Genomic DNA, 24,731 nt, shown 5'->3' on the forward strand with positions numbered 1-24,731 from the left:
AGTCACCTTATTCTTCGCTGCACTCGGATAATCGGCTGCCAGACGCCTTCGATTCGACAATGATTGCATGGCTTGGGCTGCTGCCAGTGTTTGCGCCGGTGTGTGTCTGCGCAGGTGACCAGATGACATCGCCCGCCTTAAAACTTCGATTGATGACCTTGCCGTCGGGCAAATGGATCACTCGATCGAACGGTGTGAGGGCGTAGAGCACAAAAGCCGGGTGCTGGTGCTCGTGAGTGATGTCTCCCGGCTGGTCGCGGTACTCAAGCACTCGCACACAGCTGTTTTCCAGCAGGACTGTGTACTTATCGCCATCCGTGGTGACGGGATCTGCGGCGAAAGCGGGCATGGAACCTATAAGAAGCGCGAGGGTAAACCGGTGGGTGTGCATGGGGACCTCCTGATCCGGGCAGATGCCCGACTGTCGCCTCTCTCAAGTCTAGGTGGTTAGCCTCGTTCCAGCGAAGGTTCTACGCAAGATAACGAGAGCGCCGGAATTCCGCCTGACTATGAGGTGTGGGCACGCGAGCTGCTGTCAGGCCATAAGATCGGAGCTGACCTCGTTGTCGCAACGGCCGGTAAGCTCAAACGTGCGGACGTTGTTGAGTGTGATGGAGACAATGTTGTTGAGTGCATCCTCCGTGAAGAACGCCTGATGTGCGGTGATCAGCACATTGGGAAAGGTCAGAAGGCGCATGAACACATCGTCCTGAATGACCTGGTTAGACAGGTCCTCAAAGAACAGGTCCGCTTCCTCTTCGTAAACATCCAACCCCAAGTGCCCGATTTTTCGGGTTTTTAATCCGTCGAGAACCGCCCGGCTGTCCACAATGGCACCCCGGCTGGTGTTGATCAGCATCACGCCGGGTTTCATGCGCGCAATGGAGGCGTGGTTGATCAGGTGATGGGTGTCCGGCGTGAGGGGGCAATTCAGCGAGACTACATCCGCCTGCTCGAACAGCGCATCCAGACTCACGTAATGCAGGCCCAGTGCTTTGCAGCGGTCATTCTCTATCGGGTCGTGGGCGATCACCCGCATGCCGAAACCGATCAGGATCTGCGCCAGCACTCGGCCGATCCTGCCGGTACCGATGATGCCGGCGGTGCGGCCATACAGGTCAAAACCCATAAGGCCGTTCAGGGTGAAGTTGCCTTCCCGGACCCGATTGTAGGCCCGATGGATCCTGCGGTTGAGAGAGAGCATCAGCGCCACGGTGTGTTCCGCCACCGCATGGGGAGAATAAGCCGGAACCCGCACAACCGTCAGTCCGAGTCGCTGCGCCTCCGGCAGATCCACGTGGTTGAAGCCGGCGCTGCGCAGAGCAATCAACTGGGTGCCGTTGGCCGCCAACTGATTCAGCACCGGCGCCGAGAGATCATCGTTCACAAACACGCAGACCGCCGGGTAGCCGGCGGCCAGAGCCGCCGTCTGACTGTCCAGGTGTGGCTCCAGGAAATCCAGCTCGTGTTGGCCCGACTGGTTATGGCGCACGAAGAAGTCCCGTTCGTAGGACTTGGTGTTGAAGATGGCCATTTTCATGGAGGCCTCCGGAAAATCGGGTTTCGGGGCAGGTGATGGCTGGAAAATTCCAGCGCCGACTATTCGTCCAAAATCATCTGAAACCCGCCGTAGATCAACCGGCCACCATCGAACGGCATCGGGTTATCCCGCATGCGCGGGTCATTCATGATCTTGGTCATTCCGGCATTCCGGGCTTCCCGTGAGGGCCACAGCACCCATGAAAACACCACCGTCTCATCCTCACCGCACTGCACGGCTTGTGGAAAAGAAGTCTTTTCGCCCGTGGGTACATCGTCGCCCCAGCACTCAACCAAACGAAGGGCTCCATGCTCTTTAAAAACGCGGGCAGCTTCGCTGGCGTGGCGGATGTAAGCGTCTTTGTTATTGGTTGGTACGGCCGCGACAAATCCTTCTACGTAGTCCATGGTTGGCTCTCCTTGGCGTGAACACGCGGAAGGCAATGGCACCGCAGGGACTTCTACCTTGCGTGATTGGTTGGTGAGGTGAGGTCCAATCGCTGGGTTCACCAAAGTGCCGGGTCGTCGAACGCTTCAACGCAGCCAGCGCGTCCTGGCAGGCGGTTCATTGCAGCGCCCGCCAGAGACAGGCCCAGCCAGCCCTCCGGATACGACAATTCAAACGGCGCTCTCGCTACCTGCTGGGAGACAGGTTTGAACCCCACCTTTGAATAATAGTTCGGATCGCCGTAGGTGAAGATTAGTTCCACGCCTTGCTGGCCCATTTGCTCGATGCCAAACCGAATGAGCTGTTGGCCGATGCCCTGGCTCTGGTGTTTCGTAGACACGGCGACGGGTGACAGCAGGCACGCGTTAATGGGTGAATCGAACGTTAAGGGCGTGAAGAATATACAGCCAATGATGTTGCCTCGTTCGGTGGCAACAAAACCGAAGACCTTCTCGGCTTCGGTGTCGTCCATCAGTCGCCGCGCCAGACGTCCCACCTGTTCCCCTTCTGCTGCGCCATCTGAGGCGGAGAAGGTTTGGGTAAACAGGGTCTGGATCTCTTCCTTATCGCACTCGATGTGGGGGGAAAACTTCATATCCTGTTATTTCCGTTAGCGAATCCGGGTTTCATGATTTTTTCGCATTCACGTGGACAGGGATTCAGCCAGGCTACGCAGCAACTTCCCGCCATCCCCGCGCCACGCGCTGCCATGCATGCACGCCAGCGTGGTCGGATCGGTCGCCGCCAGGCGTTCAAGCATCGCGTCAGCATTCCTGGTGTGGGAGAAGTAATCCATCTTGTGCCGGAAGGCTTCGCTGGGCCCCAGAATGTCGGCTTCGGTGATGGGCGGGAGCTTGCTGCCTCCCTGCGTAAACAAATCCCCGCAGAGTAGGGTGCGCGTGGTTTCCTCGGTCAGAAAGCCGCACTCCCAGGCATGGGGCAGGTGAGGGGCATCGAACCAGCGAACCGCATGCGTGCCCAGGGAGATCAGCTCTCCATCGGCGAGGGCGCGCGGGCTGCGATCGGCCAGGTCTTCGATGGACACCATCGCCGCGACGCGCCCGCACAAAGGGACTGAGTGCGGTGCCACCGCAAGCCACTCGTTCAGCGACCCGCATTCATCTGCTTCCACATGGGAAAAGCCGATGTACCGGAGCTTCTCAACCGGCAGGATGCTGGCTACTGCTTCCCGAACAAGCGGAAACAACTTTCTTGGCCCGGTGTGGAACAGCAAGGGTTCCTCATCCAGGATCAGGTACTGATTGAACGAGAAGCCGCTGCCGGGAATCGACACCGGTGTGTTGATTCGATAAATGCCATCGGAAATCTCGTGAACATTGGTGCCCGATTCACGGTTGGTAACACCCATAAGCCCTCCTGGCCATGCCGTCGACGTACGATCCCCTGTTCCATGAGCATAGATTCAAAACCTGAGCGTAGCCATGGTTAGGCTTTTGACCTGCTGGCAACCCCCGAGTTCTAACGGACGTAAAAGCGGAAGTAGAAAACCTGTCGGCCGAAGCCTCGGTCAAAGCCGATGTCGGCTCATCAGAATCTCATAGATTTCATACACCGCTGCCACTTCCATTTCCGGGCCACTGAAACTCTCAAGGTCGTTCTGCTCCAGCTTCTCTCGTAATTCGGGCGCCAAATTCCTTTGAATCCAGCCTCCCAGTAATCGTAAAAACTTTCTTTCATCCGGCCCGCCGGTCGAGGGCCAGTAGAGGTAGGGCACCAGCTTGGGGTTCCTGATGTAGAACAGAGTGAAAGATGCCCGATCACTGTCCGCATCACCCTGAACACCAAAATGGAACTCGTAGCCGTCCTTGTCCACAAAGGCGGCAGAGATTGAGCCGCCATCTGACGAGACGGACGCTGAGCCGAGGGTGATTGGCTGCTCCAGATCGGGCAGGGCGGTAATGTAGTACTGGAAGACGATGCCCGAGAGTAAGATTACGATAAGGGTCGCAAGTGCTATGGATTTGATGGCGGAGTCCTTATTCAAAAGTATGACAGAGTGGCGGTACTAATCGGGTGTTCAGCGATCACGAATAGCCCATCAAACTAACACAGTTGAGGCCCTGCCAACCGCTCCTTTCGACTTCGAATAGCTTCCGTTAGAAAGTCCATCAAGGCAGGAATCCTCGCGGCGCCCTGAGAAGGCTCCTCGCTGGGCAGGTGTGGGGGGAAGTGCAGAACGAACTGGAATGACTGGTTAGGCATTTCTCAGTCTCCCGCCCCGCACGGAGCTTCCGGCAGTTTGCCTGCCAGAGTTCGCTGCCAGGCAGTGGCAACCTCTTGGGAACTGAATGCTCTATGTAAGTGCCCACTAGAAATTGACACCCATATTGTCGCCCTCAAGAACTCCCGATCACCGACAAGAAGACGGCTCATGCTGCCGATGTTTGATTCAGTGAACCTCTCAAAACTCGTGGCTCCAACTTCCGTCAGTTTTACGTGGACCGGCCACCCATTTTCGGTCTGTGCTCCTGTTGCCGACTGCTGCACGTAGGCCGAACAAAGGTGAAAGTCTGGCCCAGCTTCTGCCACCACAACGCTGGGGGTAACCAGCAACATAATAGCGATCCATTTCATCGTGACGATTGCCTAACGCCAGCCATAAGCGGTGCCCAGACAAGGGCGTCCGGTGGAGGGCCATCGGCCTGGAACAACCTTAATGGCCTTGTTAATTGCCAATGGTCGCCCCCGCATCCAGAACCCAGCAGCGAGCATTGTGCGTGTATCCCAGTTGACCATAGTAGGAACTGGCAGCTGGAGCTGCGAGTAGTATCACCTTGCAATGGGGACCAAGCTGTAACTGAGTCAGGGACTGCAACCGCTTACCTATGCCTGATCTCTGGTAACCCTGATGTACTGCAAGATCGGATAAATAGCAGGCATAGTGAAAGTCGGTGACGCTGCGGGCAATACCAACAAGCAGCGAACCATCCCAGGCGCTAATGATGAGGTTGGAATTTGCTACCATTCCCTCCATACACGACCGATCCTGTATCGGTCTGCGCTCTCCAAGCGTCGAGTTTTCAAGCAGGCCAATGAACTGGTCGGTTGTGATGGGAGGGTTCACTTTGAATTCGATGGTCATACCTTTCCTTGGCAATTAACAGCGTATTCAACGAACGCAGCCGTATAGCACCCGTTCGTATAAATTCAATTTCAGTGGCTCTCCTTGAAGCGATATCGACCTTTGAATCAATACCCTGCAAGTCCCTGAGCAACCAAGGTTTGGAATTATGCGCCCACCCCAGGCTGAAGTTTCGAGTGAGCAGAGGCGTATAACTCCGCGAGTTAGTAATTTAGTTTCAACCCTATCAAATGCTTAGCGCCGTTACCCGCCTTTTCCGCGGACTTTTGCGAACCGGTTCGTATAACTCCGGTCTGCAATGCTTGCGAGTGCCCAACTTCAGCGTTCGCGCGTTGATTAAGGGGTGCCGTGCTGGTAATTTTCAGCCCAGTTTCACCGGGTAGGGTAGGCAAGGATTTGGTGTTGCGTGATGCCCGGTACACACATCATTAGTGCTTCAAAGGATTGAAGGCATGCCTCAGGCCAATGGATTGCAGTTCACCGCCCGTGTTGGTGAGTTCCCCTCAGACGTTTTTTCTGTGGTTGGCTTCGCGCTGACCGAAGCCCTTTCCGAGTTGTTTCATGGCCGCCTGCAACTGGCCAGTATCGATCCGTCGATTGGTGCTGAAGCCGTGCTCGAACAGCCTGTTGAACTGATGATCTGGCAGGATGGCGAACCGCTGCGTCGCTTCACCGGTGTGGTCAGTGAGTTTGTCCGCGGCGACTCCGGCCACCGCCGGACTCGCTATGAACTGGTCATCCAGCCGCCGGTGTGGCGGTTGGGGTTGATGCATAACAGCCGGATGTTCCAGAAACAGCGGCCCGATGCCATTGTGCGCACGCTGCTGGAAGAGCGGGGCATTGTGGACTCGGTGTTCGAGCTGAAGCGGGCGCCGATGGAGCGGGAGTATTGCGTTCAGCACCGGGAGAGCGATCTGGCGTTTCTGGAACGGCTGGCGGCGGAGGAAGGCTGGCATTACCGCTATCAGCATGGCGCGGTCGACGGCAGTGCATCGGCCGGGCTGATTTTTTCCGACCATCACGGCGATGCACCGGTTCTGGCGCCGGTCGGATATAACGCCTCTGCGGGTGGCAGTCACCGGCAGATGTCGGTGTTCAAGTTCCGCTACCAGGAGCGGGTTCGGGCTGCTTCCGTTGCGTTGAAAGACTACACCTTTAAGAATCCCGCCTATGCCCTGATGCACGAGCAGGGCGCCAGCACGCCTAATCATCGCGACGACTACCAGCACTTCGACTACCCGGGCCGATTCAAGGCCGACGCCAGTGGCCAGCCGTTCACTCAGGCGAGACTGGATGCCCTTCGAAACGACGCCAGCACCGCCCAGGGCGAAAGCAATCGCCCGGACTTCGCACCGGGGGCTAGGGTAGAGCTCACCGACCACGATAAACCGAACCTGAATCGGGACTGGCTACTCACGGCCGTTATCCATCAGGGCCGGCAACCCCAGGCAGTAGAAGAGGAGGGCGGATCGGAACCGACCACTTACCACAACTGTTTCAGCGCCATGCCCGCGAACCTCACCTGGCGGCCGCAGTGTGTTCATCGCCCCATCATGGACGGCCCGCAGATCGCCATGGTCACCGGCCCCGAAGGTGAAGAGATTCACTGCGACGAACACGGTCGGGTGAAAGTGCGCTTCCCGTGGGATCGCTACAGCCAGAACGATGAACACAGCAGTGCCTGGCTGCGGGTCAGCCAGGGCTGGGCCGGCGGCCAGTATGGCTTTATGGCCTTACCCCGCATCGGCCATGAAGTGATTGTGTCCTTTCTGGATGGCGATCCGGACCAGCCGATCATCACCGGGCGCACCTACCACGCGACCAACCAACCACCGTATGCATTACCTGAGCATAAAACCCGCACCACCCTGAAAACCCAGACTCACAAGGGCGAGGGCAGCAACGAGCTGCGCTTTGAAGACGAGGCTGGTCAGGAACAGATCTACGTGCACGCCCAGAAAGACCTGGACCTGCTCACCGAACACAACCGCACCGAAGTGATCCAGAACGACAGTTGCCTCACCGTGGCCAATAACCGCTTCGAGCGGGTGGGCGGAGACAGCCATCATACAGTGGAAGGTGAGGGCAGGGAGCGTATCGGTGGTGATTACAGCCACATCGTTGGCGGCAGTTACCACGGCTATCAGGGCCGGGCTCAGCTCATTGAGGCGGGCCGCGAAATTCATCACAAGTCGGGCGTGAAGATTGTTATTGAGGTTGGGGCAGAGGTCACCCTGCAGGCCGGTGGCAGTTTTGTGAAGGTGGACCCAAGTGGCGTAACAGTCTCCGGCCCCCTGGTGCGGATGAACTCAGGCGGGGCACCCGGGAAAGGGGCGGCCGCCGCCGCGCAGGCACCCGAAGGTCCGCAAACGGTGCTGACGTGACCCGACAGTAACGTCCAGTTGATGCGAAGGGTTGTCAGGAAGCGTAAAGTGTATCTTTTCAACCGCTTTAACACAGGGACTTGTCGCGCATCGTGGACGACCATAACACTGACACCAACCCGGCGGATGCCGGGCCTCGCCCGTTAATCTCATCTGAGCTATCCACGCCTATCTACGGTCTGTTTACGCTGGGCATTCTCTATACCCTGTATGTGGCACACCAGATTGTGCTGCCCATCGTTCTCGCAATTCTGACCAGCCTGCTGCTGTCGCCGGTGGTCAAGAAACTCTACGTGGCCTTCAAGGTGCCCCGGATGGTCAGTGCATTACTGCTGGTGGTGATGGTACTGGGTGGCATCGCGGGAGTGACCTATGCGGTGGCAACACCAGTGCTGAAGTGGGCGGAAGAAGCGCCGCAGGGCATTTCCCGGTTGCTGGTTGGGCAGAGCGAAATCAAACGCCAGATCAGCAAGGTGACGGAATCGGCGGAGAAGGTTGAGAAGTCCATGTCGGAGTTGTCCGACAGCAGCCAGGCTAAGCCAACCACGGTCGTGCTGCAGACCGAATCCTGGCGCAGCCAGTTGATGAGCAAGGCCCGGGACGGCGTGGCAGGCCTTCTGCTGGCGCTGGCACTGACCTACTTTCTGCTGGTCGGAGGCGATCGGATTATCAAGAATTTTGTGCGTCAGCTGCCGAGGGTGCAACAAAAAACGGCACTCCGCATCACTCGGGATTCCCAGCATCAGATCGCTCAGTACCTGGGGGTTCTGGCGCTGAGTAACACCGCCGTCGGCGTGGCAACCGGGCTGATGTGCTGGGCTATTGGCTTGCCCGATCCGGCCGTGTGGGGCCTGATTGCCGGGCTGGCCCGTTTTATTCCCTACCTGGGGGTGATTCTCACCATTTCGCTGTTGGCGGTGGTGTCGGCCGTTAGCCTGGATGTGGTCTGGATGATGGCGTTTGCGCCCCTGGGTTACCTGGTGCTGACCACGCTGGTGGGTTTCTTCATCGAGCCCTGGGTGCATGGGTTTCGCATGGCCATCAACCCGGTTGTGATCTTTGTGTCGATCTTCTTCTGGGGCTGGTTGTGGGGGCCGGTTGGCGTGCTGCTGGCGGTGCCCCTGATGACGGTGATTCAGGTGGTGCTGAAGCAGATCCCCAAACTCCGGCCGGTGTACAAGGTAATCGCGCGCTAGCCGAATAATGGATACCCGCAACACTCACTGACACTCCCTGGGATCTGACCTATGCTGATCTGAATAGCAACAATCAGTCAGTAGGGAGGATCCTAAGCGCATGATTCCGTCTACGATGAAGGCCATGGTGCTTACCGGACACGGCGGCGTCGACAAGCTTGAATATCAGGAGGTGGCTACGCCAAAACCTGCACCCGGCGAGGTGCTGGTTCAGGTGACTGCCACGGCCAAGAACAACACTGACCGGAAAGCCCGGGAAGGGTTGTACCCCACCAAGAAAGGGGAGATGACGTCCTTCCAGATGGGGGGCAAGCCCACCTTGTTGTTTCCCCGCATCCAGGGCGCAGACATCGCCGGCCGGGTGGTTGCCGTCGGTGAGGGTGTGGATGACAGCCGCATCGGCGAGCGCGGCCTGCTGGACTTCAACATCTACGCCAATGACCGTCGGGACATCAACCTCACCCCGGATTACTTCGGTCACGGTGCCGATGGTGGTTTTGCCGAGTACGTGGCGTTGCCTTCGGACCAGTTTCACCATATTCCTAATCCCGAATTGACCGACGCCGAACTGGCCTCCATGGGCATGTGTTCCTATCAGACCGCCTATCATATGGTCACCTCCGCTAATATACAGGCCGGCGAACGGGTGCTGGTGACTGGCGCCAGTGGTGGTGTGGGTACGGCGCTGATTCAGTTGTGCCGGACCATCGGCGCCATTCCCTACGCCCTGAGCAAGCCCGACAAGGCCGACGCCCTGATGAAGCTGGGCGCTGAGGCGGTGCTGGACCGCTCTGATATGAGCAGTTTTGTTGACCGGGTAAAGGCCGTCACCGATGGCAAGCCTATTGATGCGGTGATGGATCTGGTGGGCGGTGAAATGACCGATGTGTTCATCGATGCCATGATCTTCGACATGAACGCCCGTACTTCCTACCCGCGCCTGAGCATTGCCGGCGCCAGCGGCGGCAACATCAGCGAAATTCTGTGGACCCGGATTTACCTGTACCAGGTGCAGATTTTCGGTGTGTCCCACGGCACCCGCGACGAGGCCGATCAGCTGATGGCGTGGATTCAAAGCGGTCAGCTCAAGCCGGTGCTGCATGGGGCTTTCCGGCTGTCGAACCTGCGCCATGCGGAAAACTACTTTGTGAACCGGGGCAGCAATTACCTCGGCAAGATCGTGATCGTGCCCGATTCGCAGTGGGATGAGCACGGCCAACCCTGGTCACTGGAGACGCTCTGATGAAACCGGAACTAACGATTCAGCTGATGGATACCCACGCCGGTGGCGACGTAAGCCGGATTGTGACCGGTGGCATCGATCCGCTGCCGGGCGATACCGTGCGGGCCCAGATGGAGTATCTGCGGGATGACGCCGATGGCCTGCGCCGGCTGCTGCTGGAAGAGCCTCACGGCATTCCGGAGATGTCGGTGGACCTGCTGGTGCCACCGACTGATCCCCGGGCCGCGGCCGGCTACATCATCATGGAAGTGATGGGGTACCCGATCTATTCCGGTTCCAACACAATCTGCACCGCCACGGCGGTTCTGGAAGCCGGCATTGTGCCGAAAAAGGAAGGGCGCCAGCAGTTCCTGCTGGAGTCGCCGGCGGGCCTGGTGCAGATTGATGCCACGGTTCGCGATGGCGTGGTGGAATCAATCACCTGTGAGGGGCTGCCCAGTTACATCGACACCTATCGCGCCACCATTGAGGTGCCTTCACTGGGCACGGTGACCTACAGCGTGGCCTACAGCGGCGGTTTTTATGCGCTGGTGGACGCCCAGCAACTGGGTTTCCATCTCACTCTGGATGAGGAACGGGCGCTGGCGGAAACCGCCCACGCCATTGTTGAGGCGATTAAGGCCGAGCGCGGCTTCTCCCATTACACCTTGGGTGATGTCGGGCCCTTGCCGTTCTTGCACTTCATGGGGCCGGTGGAGCATGTGGCTGAGGGCTATTACCGGTCCCGGTCGGCGACTTATGTGCACCCGGGCGTGATTTGCCGCAGCACCACCGGTACCGGAACGTCGGCCCGGCTGGCTTTGATGAACTACGAGGGCAGTATTCAGCCCGGCGATCGGCTGGAAACGGTGTCCCTGCGTGAAACTGGCTTTATTGGTCAATTCGCGGGTGTGGAGCGAGAAGGCGAATTGGAGGTGGTGAAAAATCACATTACCGGTAAAGGTTATGTCATCGCCCACTCGGATATCGTCATTAACTGTGACGATCCGATGGTGGATTGCTCCAGCCTTCATCACATTCTCTCTGGCCGTCATTCCCATCCGATTGATCCGGAGTCCTGAGCTCCGGTGCTGAATTCGCCAGGCCCGGCGGCATGGCCGGGCCGGGCGTTTGTTACCCCTGATTTACCCTCCAATACTCGCTCATAAAATGGCTGGATTTTGGGTCGTTTTGGTCTAAAGTTTACCTTTACGTAAAGTGAACCCTGTGATAAACCTGAAACTCGTGGACTTAACGACAACAACAACAGGAGTTGAAAATGAGCCTCCCGGAATACACTGCCGTCTACAACAATTTTGATCCTGCCGCACTGGAAGCGGAGGTTCTGGACGGCCGCCTGAAAAGCGGTCTGAACGTTTGCCACGAGATTGTCGATAAGTGGGCGAAAGATCCCCAGAAGGTGGCGCTTTACTACGAGAAAGAAGGTGGTGGCGACGGCGTTTTGACTTTTGCCGAGCTGAAAGAAGCCTCTGCCCGTTTCGCCAACTATCTGAAGGCCCAGGGTATCGGTAAGGGTGACCGGGTAGCTGCGCTCCTGCCGCGTACTCCTGAGCTGCTGATTGTGATTGCCGGCACCCTGCGCGCAGGTGCCGTTTACCAGCCCCTGTTTACTGCCTTTGGCTCCGGCGCCATCGAATACCGCTTCGAGCGGGCCAGCACCAAGCTGGTGGTGACCAACCCTGAGAACTATCCGAAGCTCCTGGACGTGAAAGGTTGCCCGCCGGTGGTGGGTGTGAACGCCAAGGATATTGATGCCGATCTTCCCGATTTCGAGGAAACCCTGGCGGCTCAGTCCAGCGATTTCGAGCCGGTGATGGTGACCGGTGATGATCCGTTCCTGCAGATGTTTACCTCCGGTACCGTGGGCAAGTCCAAGGGTGTGGCGGTTCCTGCCAAGGCCCTGCTGGCCTTCTACGTGTATATGAAGTACGCCATTGATCTGCGCGACGACGACGTGTTCTGGAACGTGGCTGACCCAGGCTGGGCTTATGGCCTTTATTACGCCGTAGTAGGCCCGCTGCTGATGGGCCACGCGACCCATTTTAATCCGGGCGGTTTCACTCCGGAATCCACCTACGACATGATCCGCAAGTACAAGATCACCAACCTGGCAGCGGCGCCCACGGCCTACCGTCTGCTCAAGGCCAATGACCATGTGCTGCCGGAAGGCGAGAACCTGGGCCTGCGGGTGGCCAGCAGTGCCGGCGAGCCGCTGAACCCCGAAGTGGTGAACTGGATCAAGAACCGTCATTTCTGCCCGGTGAAAGATCACTACGGCCAGACCGAAACCGGTATGACCTGCTGCAACTTTCACGGCCTGGAGCACCCGGTTAAGGAAGGCTCCATGGGCTTTGCATCGCCCGGACACCGGGTGGTGGCGTTGAACGAAAAGAACGAGGAAGTAGGCGAGGGCGAGGTTGGCCAGCTGGCCGTGGATGTGGCGGCATCACCGCTGTTCCACTTCGACGGTTACACCTGGGGCGAGAAAGATCCGTTCGTGAAAGGCTACTACCTCACCGGTGACATGGTGATCAACAACGGCAACGGCTGCTACTCCTTCAGTGGCCGGGACGACGACATCATCACCACCGCCGGCTACCGGGTCGGCCCCGCCGATGTGGAGAGCACCTTGCTTGAGCACGCGGCCGTGGCTGAATCCGGTGTGGTGGGCAAGCCCGACGAGAAGCGTGGCTCCATCATCAAGGCGTACGTGGTCGTGAAGAGCGATCAGGCGCCGGCAGACGATCAGGCCCTGAAAGATGAGCTTCAGGAGCTGGTGCGTCGCCGGTTGTCTACCCACGCCTTCCCGCGTGAGATCGAGTTTGTGGACGAGCTGCCGAAGACCCCCAGCGGTAAGATCCAGCGTTTCGTACTGCGCAATCGCGCCAAGGACGAGCACGGCGCATGATCATTACCTTTGAGGAACTGCAGGCGTTTCTCGATGAACAGTTTCCGCAGGGTGCCGCCTTTGGCACCTTGCAGAAGCTTGGCGATGGCTGGGCGGAAATGAAGCTGCACGTGGATGAGGAACACCTGAGGCCCGGAGGCACTGTCTCCGGTCCTGCCATGATGGGGTTGGCGGATGTGACCCTGTACGCGGCGCTGTTGAGCAAGATCGGCCTGGTGCCGCTGGCGGTCACCACCAACCTTAATATCAATTTTCTGCGCAAACCCGCTGCCCATAAACCAATATGGGCCCGGGCGACCATGCTGAAAGTTGGTCGAACCATGGGGGTGGGCGAGGTGTTCGTCTATTCCGAAGGTGCAGAAGAGCCGGTTGCCCATTCCACCATGACGTATTCCATCCCGCCTGAACGGTAATGCCATGCAGATCCGAGACTCTATAGTATCTCTGGGTGACGGCATCCATGTGGAAGTGCGTCGCATCACTCATCCGGACCCCGGTTCGCCGCTCCAGTCCCCGCGGCCCACGCTGGTATTCCTGCACGAGTCCTTGGGTAGCATCGCCCTCTGGCGCAAGTTTCCTGAACGCCTGGCCAAGGCCACGGGCTACGACGCCGTCATTTATAACCGCCTGGGCTATGGCAGCTCCTCCGATGAGGAATTGCCACGGCCCTACGATTATCAGGAGCGGGAAGGGGCGGTGATACTGCCGCGCCTGCTGGGTGAGCTGGGCCTGGACAAGGTGGTGCTGATCGGCCACAGCGACGGCGGCTCCATAGCCCTGATTGCGGCCGGTGCGCTGGGCGAGCGTGCCCACGCCCTGATTACCATGGCGGCACACACTTACGCGGACCAGCTAACGATTGATGGCATCACCGAGATGATGGATCGCTATCAGACCACCGATCTGCGCGAGAAACTCCAGCGTTACCATGGTGCAAGGACGGACGATTTGTTCCGGGCCTGGCATACGGTGTGGCTGGATGAAGGCTTTGACGCTTCGCTGGATTTCACTGATTGGCTGGCGGGCATCCAATGTCCGTCTATGATCATTCAAGGGGAAAGCGATGAGTATGGGGTGCCTGAGCAGGTCACCGATATCGTCGAAGGCATTGGTGCGTCTGCGCAGCCTCTCTTTTTGCCAGACACGGGGCACTCTCCGCACCTCGAAAAACCAGACCAGCTTCTCGAGGCGGTCTGCGACTTTTTGCTAGGTACAAAACCTCCGAAAAGCCGAAATAGCTATTGACGTTTACGTATACGTCAATCTACTCTGTCAACTAGTTCAAATGTACAACAATAACAAAGGTAGACTGGCTCATGAGTGAACAGTACGTTCTGGAGACCCGCAACCTTGTCAAAGAGTTCAAGGGCTTTGTTGCGGTCGACGACGTGAATCTGAAGATTCAGAAAGGCCACATCCATGCCCTTATCGGTCCGAATGGCGCCGGCAAGACCACCGTCTTCAATCTTCTTACCAAGTTTCTAATCCCCACCCGCGGCCAGATCCTGTTTAACGGCAACGACATCACCGCCCTGAAATCCGCGCCCATTGCCCGCAAGGGCGTGGTGCGTTCGTTCCAGATCTCGGCGGTTTTCCCGCACATGACCGCCCTGGAGAACATCCGGGTGGCTCTGCAGAGCTTTGAAGGCAATTCCTACAGCTTCTGGAAATCCGGAGCCAGCCTGAACCGGCTGAATGCGCGTTGCATGGAATTGCTGGAAGAGGTTGGTCTGGCGGAATACGCCAACACCACGACCGTTGAGCTGGCCTACGGCCGTAAGCGGGCTCTGGAACTGGCCACCACACTGGCCATGGAGCCGGAGCTGTTGTTGCTGGACGAGCCCACCCAGGGTATGGGCGCCGAAGATGTTGACCGGGTAGTGGAGTTGGTACGCAAGGCGGCCAAGGGCCGTACCGTACTGATGGTGGAACACAACCTGAGCGTGGTCAGCAAGCTGTGTGACCGGATTACTGTGCTGGCCCAGGGCGCGGTGCTCACCGAGGGCGACTACGACACGGTTTCCGCCGACCCACGGGTTCGGGAAGTCTATATGGGGACAGATTCCAGTGGTGAGCGTGGCTCATCGTCTGAAGCCAGTGCAGCGGAGGCGGCAGAATGAGCCAGACCCAGCAGAAAGAATACGAACAGTTGCGGGTCTCCGGTCTGCACTCTTTTTACGGTGAATCCCACATCCTCCACGGCATTGATCTGGTGGTTAACCGGGGTGAGCTGGTTACGCTGCTCGGCCGAAACGGCGCGGGCCGCAGTACTACCTTGAAATCGATCATGAACATGGTGGGCCGCCGCACTGGTTCCATCATGATCAACGGGGAGGAGACGATGTCTTGCGCCCCGCACCATATTGCGCGGTTAGGTGTCGGCTACTGCCCCGAACATCGGGGCATTTTTTCGGCCCTCAGTGTCCAGGAAAACCTCACCCTGCCGCCCGTGGTGCGCAGTGGAGGTATGAGCCTGGAAGAAATCTACACCATGTTCCCCAACTTGTACGAGCGTCGCTTCAGCCAGGGCACCAAGCTGTCTGGTGGTGAGCAGCAGATGCTGGCCCTGGCCCGCATCCTGCGCACCGGCGCCAATATGCTGTTGCTGGATGAGATCACCGAGGGTCTGGCTCCGGTCATCGTTGAGAAACTCGGCCATGTCCTTACCAAGCTCAAGGAAAAGGGCCTGACGATTGTACTCGTGGAGCAGAATTTCCACTTCGCAGCGACCCTGGCTGACCGGCATTATGTCGTTGAGCACGGGCAGATAGTGGAAGAAATCAGTGCCAATGAACTGAGTGCCAAGCAGTCGGTGCTGGATGGTTATCTGGGGGTATGACCCAGGAACAGGAAAGAACGAGCGTTAAAAAGCAAAAATAAACCTGAAACAACGCAACACAGTAGCGGAGATACAACAATGACAATGATGAAAAAGCTTCTGACCTCAGCCGTTGCCTCAGCCATGATGGCCACTGGTGCCCAGGCTGCAATTTCCAACGACACCGTAAAGATCGGCTACCTGGCTGACATGTCTGGTACCTATCGTGACCTGGCCGGCCCGAATGGCCTGAAAGCCATGGAAATGGCCATCGCCGATTTTGGCGGTGAAGTGAATGGCGCCAAGATTGAAGTGGTCAGCGCCGACGACCGTAACAGTGCCGATGTTGCCTCCAGCACCGTGCGTCGCTGGGTTGAGAACGAAAACGTGGATCTGGTTGCTGGCCTGGTCGCTTCCTCCGTGTCCATCGCGGTCAGTGACATTCTGGAAGAGAACGACCGCCTGGGTATCGTTTCCGGTTCTGCCGCCTCCAGCATCACCAACGAGCACTGCACCCCGAACCACATTCACTATGTGTACGACACCTACCCGCTGGCCAACGGTACCGCCAGTGCCGTGGTGAAAGAGGGTGGTAAAACCTGGTTCATCCTGACCGCCGACTATGCCTTCGGCCACGCGCTGGAAGGCGACGTTACCCGTGTGGTTGAGGCCAACGGCGGTGAAATCATCGGAACCCTGCGTCACCCGTTCCCAACGCCTGATTTCTCATCGTTCATCCTGCAGGCCCAGGCCTCAGGTGCAGACGTTGTTGCCCTGGCGAACGCCGGTGCCGACACCACCAACGCCATCAACACCGCCAGTGAGTTCGGCCTGACCCAGTCTGGCCAGACCCTTGCCGCGTTGCTGCTGTTCCTGAACGACGTGAAAGCACTGGGTGTTGAAGCCGCCCAGGGTATCCAGCTGACCACTGGCTGGTACTGGGACATGAACGACGAGACCCGTGCCTGGTCTGACCGCTTCATGGAAGAAACCGGTGCCCGCCCGACCATGATTCATGCCGGTGTTTACTCCAGCACCATGCAGTACCTGAAGGCCGTTGAAGCCACTGGCTCTGACGATGCCCAAACGGTTCGCAAGCAGATGATGAACACGCCGATCAACGACATGTTCACCAAGAACGGTGTGATTCGTGAAGACGGCCGCATGGTGCACGACATGTACCTGGCGGAAGTAAAAACTCCGGCCGAGTCCAAGAACGAGTGGGACCTGTACAAGATCCTGCGCACCATCCCGGCTGAAGAAGCTTACCGTCCGCTCTCCGAGAGCAAGTGCCCTCTGGTTAATAAGTAAGAGCGTAACCCAGGGGACCCTCCGGCGAATTGAGCCGGAGCGTCCCCGGAATCCGCAGCGGTCGCCTTGGTGCGTCCGTCTGCGCAGCTTCTGGAGTTAGCAACATGTCCATGATTTTCGGTGTCCCCCTTGCTGTGCTGTCTGGTCAGCTTCTGATCGGGGTCATTAACGGTGCGTTCTACGCACTGTTGAGTCTCGGGCTTGCCGTCATATTCGGCCTGCTCAAGATCATCAACTTTGCCCACGGGGCAATGTACATGCTCGGTGCAATGGTCACCGTCATTATGTTCGACGTAATGGGTGTCAACTACTGGGTCGCCCTGTTTATGGCACCGCTGCTGGTGGGCGCGGTCGGGGTTTTGATCGAGTACTTCCTGCTTCGCCGCATTGCCGGCCAGGACCACATCTACAGCCTGTTGCTGACCTTCGGAATTGCCCTCTTGATGCAGGGTGTACTGACCAATATCTATGGCGTGTCCGGCATGCGTTACTCTATGCCGGATCTGTTCAAGGGCGGAATCAACCTCGGGTTTATGTTCCTCCCGTACTATCGGGCCTGGGTTATCGGCATCGCCCTGGTGGTGTGCTTCGGTACCTGGTTCATGATCGAGAAAACCAAGCTCGGTGCCTACCTGCGTGCCGGTACCGAAGATGCCCAGCTGATGCAGGGCTTCGGTATCAACGTGCCGCTGCTGATAAGCCTGACTTATGGCTTTGGTGTAGCATTGGCGGCGTTCGCCGGTGTGCTGGCGGCGCCCATCTACTCGGTGACACCGGTGATGGGGTCGCACATTCTCATTACCGTGTTCGCCGTGGTGGTGATTGGCGGCATGGGGTCCATTGGTGGTGCGATTATCACCGGCATCCTGATGGGCGTTGTGGAGGGCCTCACCAAAACCTTCTACCCGCCTGCCTCGTCCGCAGTGATCTTCCTGGTCATGGTGGTAGTTCTGATGTTCCGGCCTGCGGGTCTGTTTGGTAAGGAGGCGTAATCATGAGCCAGTCATTCGATTCGACGGCGATTCATCAAGCCATCCTGGAACAGCAGAAAGCCGATGGCCGCAAGAAGATGCTGCTCAACGCTGTGCTGGTCCTGCTTTTGGTAGCAGCCCCGTTTGTGCTGTACCCGGTCTTCCTGATGAAGATCCTGTGTTTCGCGCTGTTCGCGGTGGCCTTTAACCTGCTGTTCGGCTTCACCGGCCTGCTGTCATTCGGCCATGCCGCGTTCCTGGCAACGGGTGGCTACACCACCGGTTACCTGCTCACCAACTTATCCTGGTTGAGCACGGAGCTGGGCATTATGGCGGGCACCGGCGTGGCAACCCTGCTGGGCCTTGCCTTTGCGCTGCTGTCGATTCGGCGGCAGGGGATCTATTTCGCCATGGTGACCCTGGCTTTGGCACAGTTGGTGTTCTTCTTCTTCGTCCAGTCGGAGTTCACCGGCGGTGAGGACGGCATGCACGGGATTCCCCGTGGCCACCTGCTGGGAATGATCGATCTCAGCAACAACTTCAACATGTATTACTTCGTGTTGGCGGTGTTCCTGGGGTGCTACCTGCTGGTTCAGCGTATTGTCTCCAGCCCGTACGGGCAGGTACTCAAGTCCATCAAACAGAACGAGCCCCGGGCAGTTTCGCTGGGTTACAACGTAAACCGCTACAAGGTACTGGCGTTCGTGATTTCCGCTGCGCTGGCTGGTTTGGCCGGGTCGATGAAGTCGGTGGTGTTCCAGCTGGCGTCACTGAACGATGCCCACTGGCACATGTCGGGTGAGGTCATCCTTATGACTCTGGTTGGCGGCATGGGTACCTTGCTTGGTCCCGTGGTTGGTGCCACCTTCGTGGTGAACGTTGAGTATCACCTGTCTCAGGGCGCCTTGCGCGACTGGGTGGACCCGATCCTCGGTGGTATCTTCATTCTGGTCGTACTGGCGTTCCGCAGCGGCTTCGTTGGTGAGCTCCAGAAGTTCTTCAAAAAGAATCTGGGTTAAGTCTCTCTTGAGATAGCGATAAGGCTGAGGATCTGGCCGTCCCGGTTTACGAACTGGGCGTCCAGCTCCCGGTCGCGGCACCAGTGCTCCGACAGGTCGGTGAGCAGGCGCAGCCGCGCGGTGCCATCGGCCTGCCACCCAAGCAGTTCAGCGTGTTCAAAGTAGAAACGTTTCAGGGTTAGCGGATAGAGCGCCTTGAACAGCGTTTCCTTCAGAGAAAACGCAAGCGTAAGAAATTCCCCGGGTGTATCCGTCAAAGTGGTCGCAAAGCGGTCCTGCTCGGCCGTGGTCAGAATCTGATCGGCCAGCTTCAGGGCCCTCTCATCCGGCATCACGTGTTCCATATCCAGGCCCACACTGGCGTAGTGGGGCGCGGCTCCTACAATGGCCGCCGCCTTGCCATGACTGTGGGTAATTGAGCCCACGCTACCAACCGGCCACTGCGGCGCTCGATCTTCACCTGTACCCGGCACAGCGCCAACCCCGATTGCCTTCCGAAGCGCTTCGCGGGCACACAAACGCCCGGCCAGGTATTCGGCTTTGCGCTTGGCGACTGCACGATGAAGGTTGGAGGGCATCGCAATGCCACAGTGTTCGAAGTCCTGATCCTGAAGCCCGTCTGAATTGAAGTCCACCGCGACCAGAGGGAGGTGTGGCAGTGGACGCGGCCAGGGCAGGCGGTCGTCCCGTTCGGTGCAAAAAGCAGGTAAGGTGGCTTTGAAGGACATCTAGATAAGGCTCGAGCAAATAACGCCATCAGCATAGCTGATCCAAAAAAAAGCCGCACCCGGAGGTGCGGCCTTGCTTCGTTCACGTTGCGATTACTGAGTAACGTTCGCGAAGTACTTCTCGAGACGATCTTTGTTGGTGGCCGCAGCGGCGGTCAGCTCAGCCACGGCAGCCTTGGCGCTGTCGTAGTTGGTGGCTTCACCTACCTGGATGACACCTGCCATGTTCAGCGCAGCGTGCGGGGTGCACTTGTAGACGTACACGCCTTCCTCGTCCAGGGTCACGGTGATCTCTTCATTGATACCACCCTGCCAGCCGCTGGCGCCTTCCGGTACTGCTACGGTGGCGGAATTGTGCGCCTGGCCGACCAGTACAAACTTCACTGTGTCACCCGGCTCGGCTTTTACGAAGCCTGGCTCGAAGACCATCGCGCCATCAGCGCCTGCGTTCTTCATTTCGACAACGTGCTCTGCTGCGAATACGCCGCTGGAGAAAGCAGTAATCGCCAGTGCAGCCAGTGCTTGTTTGAGCTTCAATCGCATAGTACACCTCGTTTGCAAGGTTAGTTGGTTATCTCAATCACTGGATTGTACGGGAGGATTGCGTGCGGGGATTGGAATCCGATTAAGGGGATGTGCTTATGGGAAAGGGGCAGTCCCGACCCCAGTGGATCGGGTCTGCCGCGCTGAATCTATGAGGTGTGGGGGTGCACTGAGAGCACCTTTAAATCGACCAACACCCTCTTAACCGACGAACATCTTCTTGGCCAGGGGCAGACCTTTCAGGCCACTGACGGCAATGGTCGTCAGCAGGCCACCGATCATGGCGCCTACCACGCCGCAGGTCATCACGTCCTGGCCGGTCAGGTACAGGCCCGGGATTCGGGTCTTGGGTTTGAGCCAGTCCTGCTCGAAGCGGTCCGGGGTGTGGTTCAGGCCATAGATCTCGCCTTTGCTGTAACGGCAGAAGTAATCGGTGGAGAGCGGCGTGGACAGCTCGTAGTAATCCACCTTGCCTTCCAGGTGCGGAAACTTCTCGTACAGCTTGGCCAGCAAGCGCTGGGCGTAGGCTTCTTTCTCTGCCTCGTAATCCTCACCCCGTTTGCCCCAGGTTTTGTCCGCCCACTCGGCGTACCACTCATAGGGGCCGGGAGCCACGATTTCGATGGTGGCGCGGCCAGGGTAGCGATCCGCAAAGCTTGGGTCCTTGGCGGACGGGAAGGAGATGTAGGTCAGCGGGATGTCGGCTTTGTCCGGCGCGGCCATGAACTCTTCAAGGTTCTTTTCGTAGTTGGGGCCGGGGTAGATCCAGTAGTTGGTTTTCGGCAGCCCCAGGTTCTCGGCGGTGTCCTGCAGGCCGATGTACAAGCAGTTGCTGGCCATGGAGCGTTCTACGGTCTGCAGTTTCTGCTGGTAGAAATCCTTCTCCGGGGCTGAGTCCGGCAGCAGGGTACCAAAGGTGTTGAATACGCCAGCGTTGCTGATCACCAGCGGTGCCCGCACTTCCTCGCCATCGGCCATGCGCACGCCCACGGCCTTACCTTTCTCGATCAGAATCTCTTTCACGTCGGCGTAGGTGAACACCTCCCCGCCACTTTGCTGCACCACCGGAATGATGGTCTTGGCCATCTCGGAAGCACCACCGATGGGGTAGTAACCGCCGTACAGATAATGCCGGGCAATCAGCGCGTGGATGATGAAGCTGGATTCCGCCGGTGGCAGGCCGTTGTCGCCCCATTGGCCGGCCAGTACCGCAATCAGTTCCTGATTGCTGGTCAGGCTTTCCAAAACTTCCCGGGTAGGTTTGTTCAGAAAATCCGGCGCGGCGCGGCTGACGATCTTACGCAGCGGGCCGGCGGCCAGATCCGGCAGTACCTTGCCAGCCACCAGGCCCGGCATGGCCTTGGCAACCTGGCGCAGGTACTTCAAATAGGTATCGATGGCTTTTTCTTCGCCGGGGAAGGCCTGCTTGAGTTCGGCTTTGAACGCTTTCGGGCCCGCCACAAGATCTACGTGTCGGTCACCCAGGAAAATGCGGTCGTAGCGGTCATCCAGCGGCGCCCATTTCAGTTCACCATCGGTAATGTGATCGAACAGCCGCTTGCTCAGGGTGTGGTCGGCACCCATGTCGCCAATGTAGTGCACACCCACGTCCCATTCGTAGCCATTGCGGTCGTAGCTGTGGGTGAAACCGCCGGCGGTGTAATGCTGTTCGAACACCACCACCTTCTTCCCCAGCTTGCTCATGCAGGCAGCGGTGGTCAGGCCGCCAATACCGGAGCCGATGACAATGGCGTCGTAGGGGCCGTTCAGGCGGTTGGCGCGATAACGTCGGCCGACGCGGATGGTACTGGGTTTGGGGCTGCTCATTGCTCTATTTCCTTATGTGAGGTTGATTCGGAGTCTGACAGGGAACCATCCAACAGGAGGCTGAGAACTCCTTCCGCCATGAGTGGTTCCGCCTTGGCGCCAGGCAGGTGTCCGTCAATACTGAGCTGCGCCAGACCGTGTACCAGAGACCAGGCGGCGGCCGTCATCAGTGCCACGGGCATGGGTTTCAGGTAACCGACCTGCTGGGCACGGGCAATGGTGTTTTCGAGCACTTTGAAGGCGCCGTGACCAGCTTCATCAAGTTTGGGGTGGACACCCTTCGGTAGGACTCGACCACCGAACATCAGGCGGTAAAGGTTGGGCTCATCTTGTGCGAAGCCCACATAGACCAGGCCAATATCGATCAGCGCCCGGCGGGGCACCCGTTGATCCACCGCCAACAGTCGTTCTCTGAGTTCCTCGAAGCCAGAGACGGCGAGCGCTGCAAGCAGGCTCTCCCGATCAGCAAAATGCCGGTACAAGGCTGGGGCGCTTACGCCGAGCTGCTTGGCCAAGGCTCGTAGGCTGATGGCAGTGTCGCCCTGGTCACGGATCGTATCCAGCGCAAGCTGATGGGCCTCTTGCCTTAGATCACCGTGGTGGTAGGAAGCGGTTCGTGTCATGGGTGTCCGGTGATTAAGTTAACGGTGGTAACATTGTTAACGGTGATAACATCACATCGGATCAGCCGGTGTCAATGAATTCCTGCCACGTTCAATACGGGTTGTTAGCGGTGCAGAGACCCAAGGAGATTGTGTTAGCTTAGAAAGGAACTCGTCGCTAATGAAAGGAGTGATACCCACATGCCCCTCGACCTGAACTCGCTTGCAAAGGCAGAGCTGCACATTCATCTCGAAGGCAGTCTGGAGCCGGAACTGATGTTCCGGTTGGCGCAGCGCAACCGGATCGAGCTGCCCTACGCTAACGTGGAAAGTTTGCGGGCTGCGTATGACTTCAACAATCTTCAGGACTTTCTCGATCTTTACTACCGGGGCGCCCAAGTCCTTTTGCGGGAAGAGGATTTTTATGATCTGACCCGCGCTTACCTGGACCGCTGCCGGGCTCAGAACGTGACCCATGTCGAGCCCTTCTTCGATCCCCAGACCCATACTGACAGAGGCGTTGAGATGGCGACGGTGATTGGCGGCATCACCCGTGCCCTGAAAGAAGCCAAGGCTGAGTGGGGGCTAAGTTACGGCCTGATCCTGTGTTTCCTGCGCCATCTCAGCGAAGACGCAGCGCAAGGCACCCTGGATGCGGCACTGCCGTTTCGGGAGCACTTTGTTGGCATAGGTCTCGATAGCAGCGAACAAGGGCATCCCCCGTCCAAGTTCAAGCATGTGTTTGCACGCGGTCGTGACATGGGGCTGCTACCCGTGGCCCACGCCGGTGAGGAAGGGCCGCCCAGTTATATTTGGGAAGCGCTCGACGAACTCGGTGTCGTGCGGGTGGACCATGGGGTACGGGCAACGGAAGACCCGGCACTCATCGAGCGTTTGCGCCGGGATCAGATTCCGCTGACGGTCTGCCCGTTGTCCAACATTCGCCTGAAGGTCTACGACAGCCTGAAACAGCATCCGATTCTGGATTTATTGGAAGATGGCCTGAAAGTCACGGTCAATTCCGATGATCCGGCCTATTTCGGAGGCTACATGACAGAGAACTTCGAAGCGCTGCGAGCACAGCTGGGGATGAGAGATGACCAGGCGCAGCGGTTGGCACGTAACGGCTTTGATGCAGCATTAGTACCGACGAGCTAGTCTGGGGTCTTAACCTGTTGTACCAGGGGCGGGTATTTAAGGATGTTGGTAACCGTGCCCTCCCGGGTCATGTCTGCAATGGCAGCATTGAACTGCTCCAACAGGGGCGCTGCCTTGCCCGCCTTGGATAGCCCGACTCGAAAGCCCACTGGCTCAAACGGCCCTTTTCTTATGGTGAGGCGAGCCTTGAGATCGGAGCGGCTCAACAAAGTGAAATCTGCCACCACCCGGTTAACCAGGAAGACGTCAATCCAGCCGCGCTCCAGCCGCAGGAAGTTGCTGTAGACAGTAGGCACGGCTTCGACATTGAGCCCCAGTTTGTTCGTTGCCTCGGCAAAGGCCTCGCCATAGTTGAAGCCCTTCACGATGCCGATTTTCAGTCCCTGGAGCTCCTCAAAGGACGTGCGGTCGGCTACGTGTTGGTTGTCCTTCAGGTACCAGAGCAGGTTGGCGTCGTGCAGCAGTGGCTCAGTCAGGTGCAGGAAGCGGCGTCGATCTTTGTTGGCAGTGAGTAGCATGATGCCGTCCAGTTCCCCGGTCTTGTTCATGGCGAGGCAGCGTAGCCAGGGCAAAATACTCAGGCGGACAGGGTGATCGATACGCCTGGAAATCTCGCGCATGAAATCGATGGCATAGCCACCAATGGGCTGGGCGCGCTCGTCACCGTAACTGTAGGGTGGCCAATGGCTGTTGCAGAAATGCAGGGGAGCACGGCTGTTGCTCTCGTCCGCTGGGAGAAGAGTGCTGGTGAAAAGCATAATCAGGCAAAACAGTAATTTTGACATGGCAGGTGCCATAATCCAGGCGACCCGCGGTGGCAGGCCTGATAACTCTATAATAGCCCGGTATCTGTAACCTGTTCATTGATCACGGTCAGGTTTACTTTGGGTAGGGTAATGCGGCGTCGACGCCAACAGAGTACCTGCGCCGGTG

At 58.1% G+C, this 24,731-nt stretch carries 25 protein-coding genes; 13 read left to right on the forward strand and 12 right to left on the reverse strand.

Annotation, left to right across the window (positions count from 1 at the left end):
- Positions 1-7 precede the first annotated feature (7 nt).
- From FGO67_RS14975 to FGO67_RS15005, 7 genes are all read right to left on the reverse strand, one after another.
- Positions 8-391 (reverse strand): cupin domain-containing protein, encoded by a 384-nt coding sequence (locus tag FGO67_RS14975; protein ID WP_203301484.1) that lies wholly within the window; start codon positions 389-391, stop codon positions 8-10.
- Positions 392-535: 144 nt separating this feature from the next.
- Positions 536-1,540 carry a 2-hydroxyacid dehydrogenase gene (locus FGO67_RS14980; RefSeq protein WP_203301485.1) on the reverse strand — a complete coding sequence of 335 codons (1,005 nt, stop codon included), beginning with the start codon at positions 1,538-1,540 and terminating at the stop codon, positions 536-538.
- Between the two features lie 59 nt (positions 1,541-1,599).
- Complete coding sequence (locus FGO67_RS14985; protein ID WP_203301486.1) at positions 1,600-1,947, reverse strand: DUF1428 domain-containing protein; 348 nt, start codon at positions 1,945-1,947, stop codon at positions 1,600-1,602.
- A 98-nt stretch (positions 1,948-2,045) separates the two neighbouring features.
- Positions 2,046-2,582 (reverse strand): GNAT family N-acetyltransferase, encoded by a 537-nt coding sequence (locus tag FGO67_RS14990; RefSeq protein ID WP_203301487.1) that lies wholly within the window; start codon positions 2,580-2,582, stop codon positions 2,046-2,048.
- 48 nt (positions 2,583-2,630) lie between these two features.
- A complete protein-coding gene (locus FGO67_RS14995) occupies positions 2,631-3,356 on the reverse strand; it encodes an oxygen-binding di-iron domain-containing protein (RefSeq protein WP_203301488.1) in 726 nt (241 codons plus the stop codon).
- Positions 3,357-3,515: 159 nt separating this feature from the next.
- The gene (locus FGO67_RS15000; RefSeq protein WP_203301489.1) at positions 3,516-3,992 is read right to left on the reverse strand and encodes a hypothetical protein; all 477 of its coding nucleotides are present in this window, start codon (positions 3,990-3,992) and stop codon (positions 3,516-3,518) included.
- Between the two features lie 681 nt (positions 3,993-4,673).
- A complete protein-coding gene (locus tag FGO67_RS15005) occupies positions 4,674-5,090 on the reverse strand; it encodes a GNAT family N-acetyltransferase (RefSeq protein ID WP_203301490.1) in 417 nt (138 codons plus the stop codon).
- Between the two features lie 452 nt (positions 5,091-5,542).
- On the opposite strand from FGO67_RS15005, the gene FGO67_RS15010 reads away from it, so the two are divergent.
- The 12 genes from FGO67_RS15010 to FGO67_RS15065 all read left to right on the forward strand — a co-directional run bounded on the left by FGO67_RS15010 (position 5,543) and on the right by FGO67_RS15065 (position 18,940).
- Complete coding sequence (locus FGO67_RS15010) at positions 5,543-7,474, forward strand: type VI secretion system Vgr family protein (RefSeq protein WP_203301491.1); 1,932 nt, start codon at positions 5,543-5,545, stop codon at positions 7,472-7,474.
- Positions 7,475-7,566: 92 nt separating this feature from the next.
- Entirely contained in the window at positions 7,567-8,670 is a 1,104-nt protein-coding gene (locus FGO67_RS15015) for an AI-2E family transporter (protein WP_203301492.1), read from the forward strand.
- Positions 8,671-8,770: 100 nt separating this feature from the next.
- Positions 8,771-9,913 (forward strand): zinc-binding dehydrogenase, encoded by a 1,143-nt coding sequence (locus tag FGO67_RS15020; RefSeq protein WP_203301493.1) that lies wholly within the window; start codon positions 8,771-8,773, stop codon positions 9,911-9,913.
- Positions 9,913-10,974: a proline racemase family protein gene (locus FGO67_RS15025; protein ID WP_203301494.1), complete on the forward strand. Its 1,062-nt coding sequence runs from the start codon at positions 9,913-9,915 to the stop codon at positions 10,972-10,974. The genes FGO67_RS15020 and FGO67_RS15025 overlap by 1 nt, the downstream gene beginning before the upstream one ends.
- A 197-nt stretch (positions 10,975-11,171) precedes the next feature.
- The gene (locus FGO67_RS15030) at positions 11,172-12,821 is read left to right on the forward strand and encodes an AMP-binding protein (protein ID WP_203301495.1); all 1,650 of its coding nucleotides are present in this window, start codon (positions 11,172-11,174) and stop codon (positions 12,819-12,821) included.
- Positions 12,818-13,234 carry a PaaI family thioesterase gene (locus FGO67_RS15035; RefSeq protein WP_203301496.1) on the forward strand — a complete coding sequence of 139 codons (417 nt, stop codon included), beginning with the start codon at positions 12,818-12,820 and terminating at the stop codon, positions 13,232-13,234. Before FGO67_RS15030 ends, FGO67_RS15035 begins: the two co-directional genes overlap by 4 nt.
- 4 nt (positions 13,235-13,238) lie before the next feature.
- Positions 13,239-14,066, forward strand: coding sequence for an alpha/beta fold hydrolase (locus FGO67_RS15040; RefSeq protein ID WP_203301497.1), 828 nt, complete (start codon positions 13,239-13,241; stop codon positions 14,064-14,066).
- A 71-nt stretch (positions 14,067-14,137) separates the two neighbouring features.
- Positions 14,138-14,941, forward strand: a complete 804-nt coding sequence (locus FGO67_RS15045; RefSeq protein ID WP_203301498.1) for an ABC transporter ATP-binding protein — start codon at positions 14,138-14,140, stop codon at positions 14,939-14,941.
- Positions 14,938-15,660 carry an ABC transporter ATP-binding protein gene (locus FGO67_RS15050; RefSeq protein WP_203301499.1) on the forward strand — a complete coding sequence of 241 codons (723 nt, stop codon included), beginning with the start codon at positions 14,938-14,940 and terminating at the stop codon, positions 15,658-15,660. Before FGO67_RS15045 ends, FGO67_RS15050 begins: the two co-directional genes overlap by 4 nt.
- Before the next feature lie 78 nt (positions 15,661-15,738).
- Positions 15,739-16,950 carry an ABC transporter substrate-binding protein gene (locus FGO67_RS15055; protein ID WP_203301500.1) on the forward strand — a complete coding sequence of 404 codons (1,212 nt, stop codon included), beginning with the start codon at positions 15,739-15,741 and terminating at the stop codon, positions 16,948-16,950.
- A gap of 104 nt (positions 16,951-17,054) precedes the next feature.
- Entirely contained in the window at positions 17,055-17,942 is an 888-nt protein-coding gene (locus FGO67_RS15060) for a branched-chain amino acid ABC transporter permease (protein ID WP_203301501.1), read from the forward strand.
- A gap of 2 nt (positions 17,943-17,944) precedes the next feature.
- Entirely contained in the window at positions 17,945-18,940 is a 996-nt protein-coding gene (locus FGO67_RS15065; RefSeq protein WP_203301502.1) for a branched-chain amino acid ABC transporter permease, read from the forward strand.
- Here the strand turns inward: FGO67_RS15065 and FGO67_RS15070 are convergent.
- From FGO67_RS15070 to FGO67_RS15085, 4 genes are all read right to left on the reverse strand, one after another.
- Positions 18,937-19,668, reverse strand: coding sequence for a 4'-phosphopantetheinyl transferase family protein (locus FGO67_RS15070; protein WP_203301503.1), 732 nt, complete (start codon positions 19,666-19,668; stop codon positions 18,937-18,939). The genes FGO67_RS15065 and FGO67_RS15070 overlap by 4 nt on opposite strands.
- Positions 19,669-19,761: 93 nt before the next feature.
- The gene (locus FGO67_RS15075) at positions 19,762-20,211 is read right to left on the reverse strand and encodes a pseudoazurin (RefSeq protein WP_203301504.1); all 450 of its coding nucleotides are present in this window, start codon (positions 20,209-20,211) and stop codon (positions 19,762-19,764) included.
- Positions 20,212-20,412: 201 nt separating this feature from the next.
- A complete protein-coding gene (locus FGO67_RS15080) occupies positions 20,413-22,038 on the reverse strand; it encodes a phytoene desaturase family protein (protein ID WP_203301505.1) in 1,626 nt (541 codons plus the stop codon).
- Positions 22,035-22,661 carry a TetR/AcrR family transcriptional regulator gene (locus FGO67_RS15085; RefSeq protein ID WP_203301506.1) on the reverse strand — a complete coding sequence of 209 codons (627 nt, stop codon included), beginning with the start codon at positions 22,659-22,661 and terminating at the stop codon, positions 22,035-22,037. The genes FGO67_RS15080 and FGO67_RS15085 overlap by 4 nt, the downstream gene beginning before the upstream one ends.
- A gap of 180 nt (positions 22,662-22,841) precedes the next feature.
- On the opposite strand from FGO67_RS15085, the gene FGO67_RS15090 reads away from it, so the two are divergent.
- Positions 22,842-23,798, forward strand: a complete 957-nt coding sequence (locus FGO67_RS15090; RefSeq protein ID WP_203301507.1) for an adenosine deaminase — start codon at positions 22,842-22,844, stop codon at positions 23,796-23,798.
- Here the strand turns inward: FGO67_RS15090 and FGO67_RS15095 are convergent.
- A complete protein-coding gene (locus FGO67_RS15095) occupies positions 23,795-24,583 on the reverse strand; it encodes a substrate-binding periplasmic protein (RefSeq protein WP_203301508.1) in 789 nt (262 codons plus the stop codon). The genes FGO67_RS15090 and FGO67_RS15095 overlap by 4 nt on opposite strands.
- Between the last annotated feature and the right edge of the window lie 148 nt (positions 24,584-24,731).

The sequence above is a fragment of the Marinobacter sediminum genome (assembly GCF_016820575.1).
In the GTDB taxonomy this organism is placed as follows: Bacteria; Pseudomonadota; Gammaproteobacteria; order Pseudomonadales; family Oleiphilaceae; genus Marinobacter; species Marinobacter sediminum.

Bases quoted from the DNA above. Each gene is read 5' to 3' on its own strand.
- FGO67_RS14975 (WP_203301484.1), bottom strand. From the start codon at position 391: ATGCACACCCACCGGTTTACCCTCGCGCTTCTTATAGGTTCCATGCCC.
- FGO67_RS14980 (WP_203301485.1), bottom strand. From the start codon at position 1,540: ATGAAAATGGCCATCTTCAACACCAAGTCCTACGAACGGGACTTCTTC.
- FGO67_RS14985 (WP_203301486.1), bottom strand. From the start codon at position 1,947: ATGGACTACGTAGAAGGATTTGTCGCGGCCGTACCAACCAATAACAAA.
- FGO67_RS14990 (WP_203301487.1), bottom strand. From the start codon at position 2,582: ATGAAGTTTTCCCCCCACATCGAGTGCGATAAGGAAGAGATCCAGACC.
- FGO67_RS14995 (WP_203301488.1), bottom strand. From the start codon at position 3,356: ATGGGTGTTACCAACCGTGAATCGGGCACCAATGTTCACGAGATTTCC.
- FGO67_RS15005 (WP_203301490.1), bottom strand. From the start codon at position 5,090: ATGACCATCGAATTCAAAGTGAACCCTCCCATCACAACCGACCAGTTC.
- FGO67_RS15010 (WP_203301491.1), top strand. From the start codon at position 5,543: ATGCCTCAGGCCAATGGATTGCAGTTCACCGCCCGTGTTGGTGAGTTC.
- FGO67_RS15020 (WP_203301493.1), top strand. From the start codon at position 8,771: ATGATTCCGTCTACGATGAAGGCCATGGTGCTTACCGGACACGGCGGC.
- FGO67_RS15025 (WP_203301494.1), top strand. From the start codon at position 9,913: ATGAAACCGGAACTAACGATTCAGCTGATGGATACCCACGCCGGTGGC.
- FGO67_RS15030 (WP_203301495.1), top strand. From the start codon at position 11,172: ATGAGCCTCCCGGAATACACTGCCGTCTACAACAATTTTGATCCTGCC.
- FGO67_RS15035 (WP_203301496.1), top strand. From the start codon at position 12,818: ATGATCATTACCTTTGAGGAACTGCAGGCGTTTCTCGATGAACAGTTT.
- FGO67_RS15040 (WP_203301497.1), top strand. From the start codon at position 13,239: ATGCAGATCCGAGACTCTATAGTATCTCTGGGTGACGGCATCCATGTG.
- FGO67_RS15045 (WP_203301498.1), top strand. From the start codon at position 14,138: ATGAGTGAACAGTACGTTCTGGAGACCCGCAACCTTGTCAAAGAGTTC.
- FGO67_RS15050 (WP_203301499.1), top strand. From the start codon at position 14,938: ATGAGCCAGACCCAGCAGAAAGAATACGAACAGTTGCGGGTCTCCGGT.
- FGO67_RS15055 (WP_203301500.1), top strand. From the start codon at position 15,739: ATGACAATGATGAAAAAGCTTCTGACCTCAGCCGTTGCCTCAGCCATG.
- FGO67_RS15060 (WP_203301501.1), top strand. From the start codon at position 17,055: ATGTCCATGATTTTCGGTGTCCCCCTTGCTGTGCTGTCTGGTCAGCTT.
- FGO67_RS15065 (WP_203301502.1), top strand. From the start codon at position 17,945: ATGAGCCAGTCATTCGATTCGACGGCGATTCATCAAGCCATCCTGGAA.
- FGO67_RS15070 (WP_203301503.1), bottom strand. From the start codon at position 19,668: ATGTCCTTCAAAGCCACCTTACCTGCTTTTTGCACCGAACGGGACGAC.
- FGO67_RS15075 (WP_203301504.1), bottom strand. From the start codon at position 20,211: ATGCGATTGAAGCTCAAACAAGCACTGGCTGCACTGGCGATTACTGCT.
- FGO67_RS15080 (WP_203301505.1), bottom strand. From the start codon at position 22,038: ATGAGCAGCCCCAAACCCAGTACCATCCGCGTCGGCCGACGTTATCGC.
- FGO67_RS15085 (WP_203301506.1), bottom strand. From the start codon at position 22,661: ATGACACGAACCGCTTCCTACCACCACGGTGATCTAAGGCAAGAGGCC.
- FGO67_RS15090 (WP_203301507.1), top strand. From the start codon at position 22,842: ATGCCCCTCGACCTGAACTCGCTTGCAAAGGCAGAGCTGCACATTCAT.
- FGO67_RS15095 (WP_203301508.1), bottom strand. From the start codon at position 24,583: ATGTCAAAATTACTGTTTTGCCTGATTATGCTTTTCACCAGCACTCTT.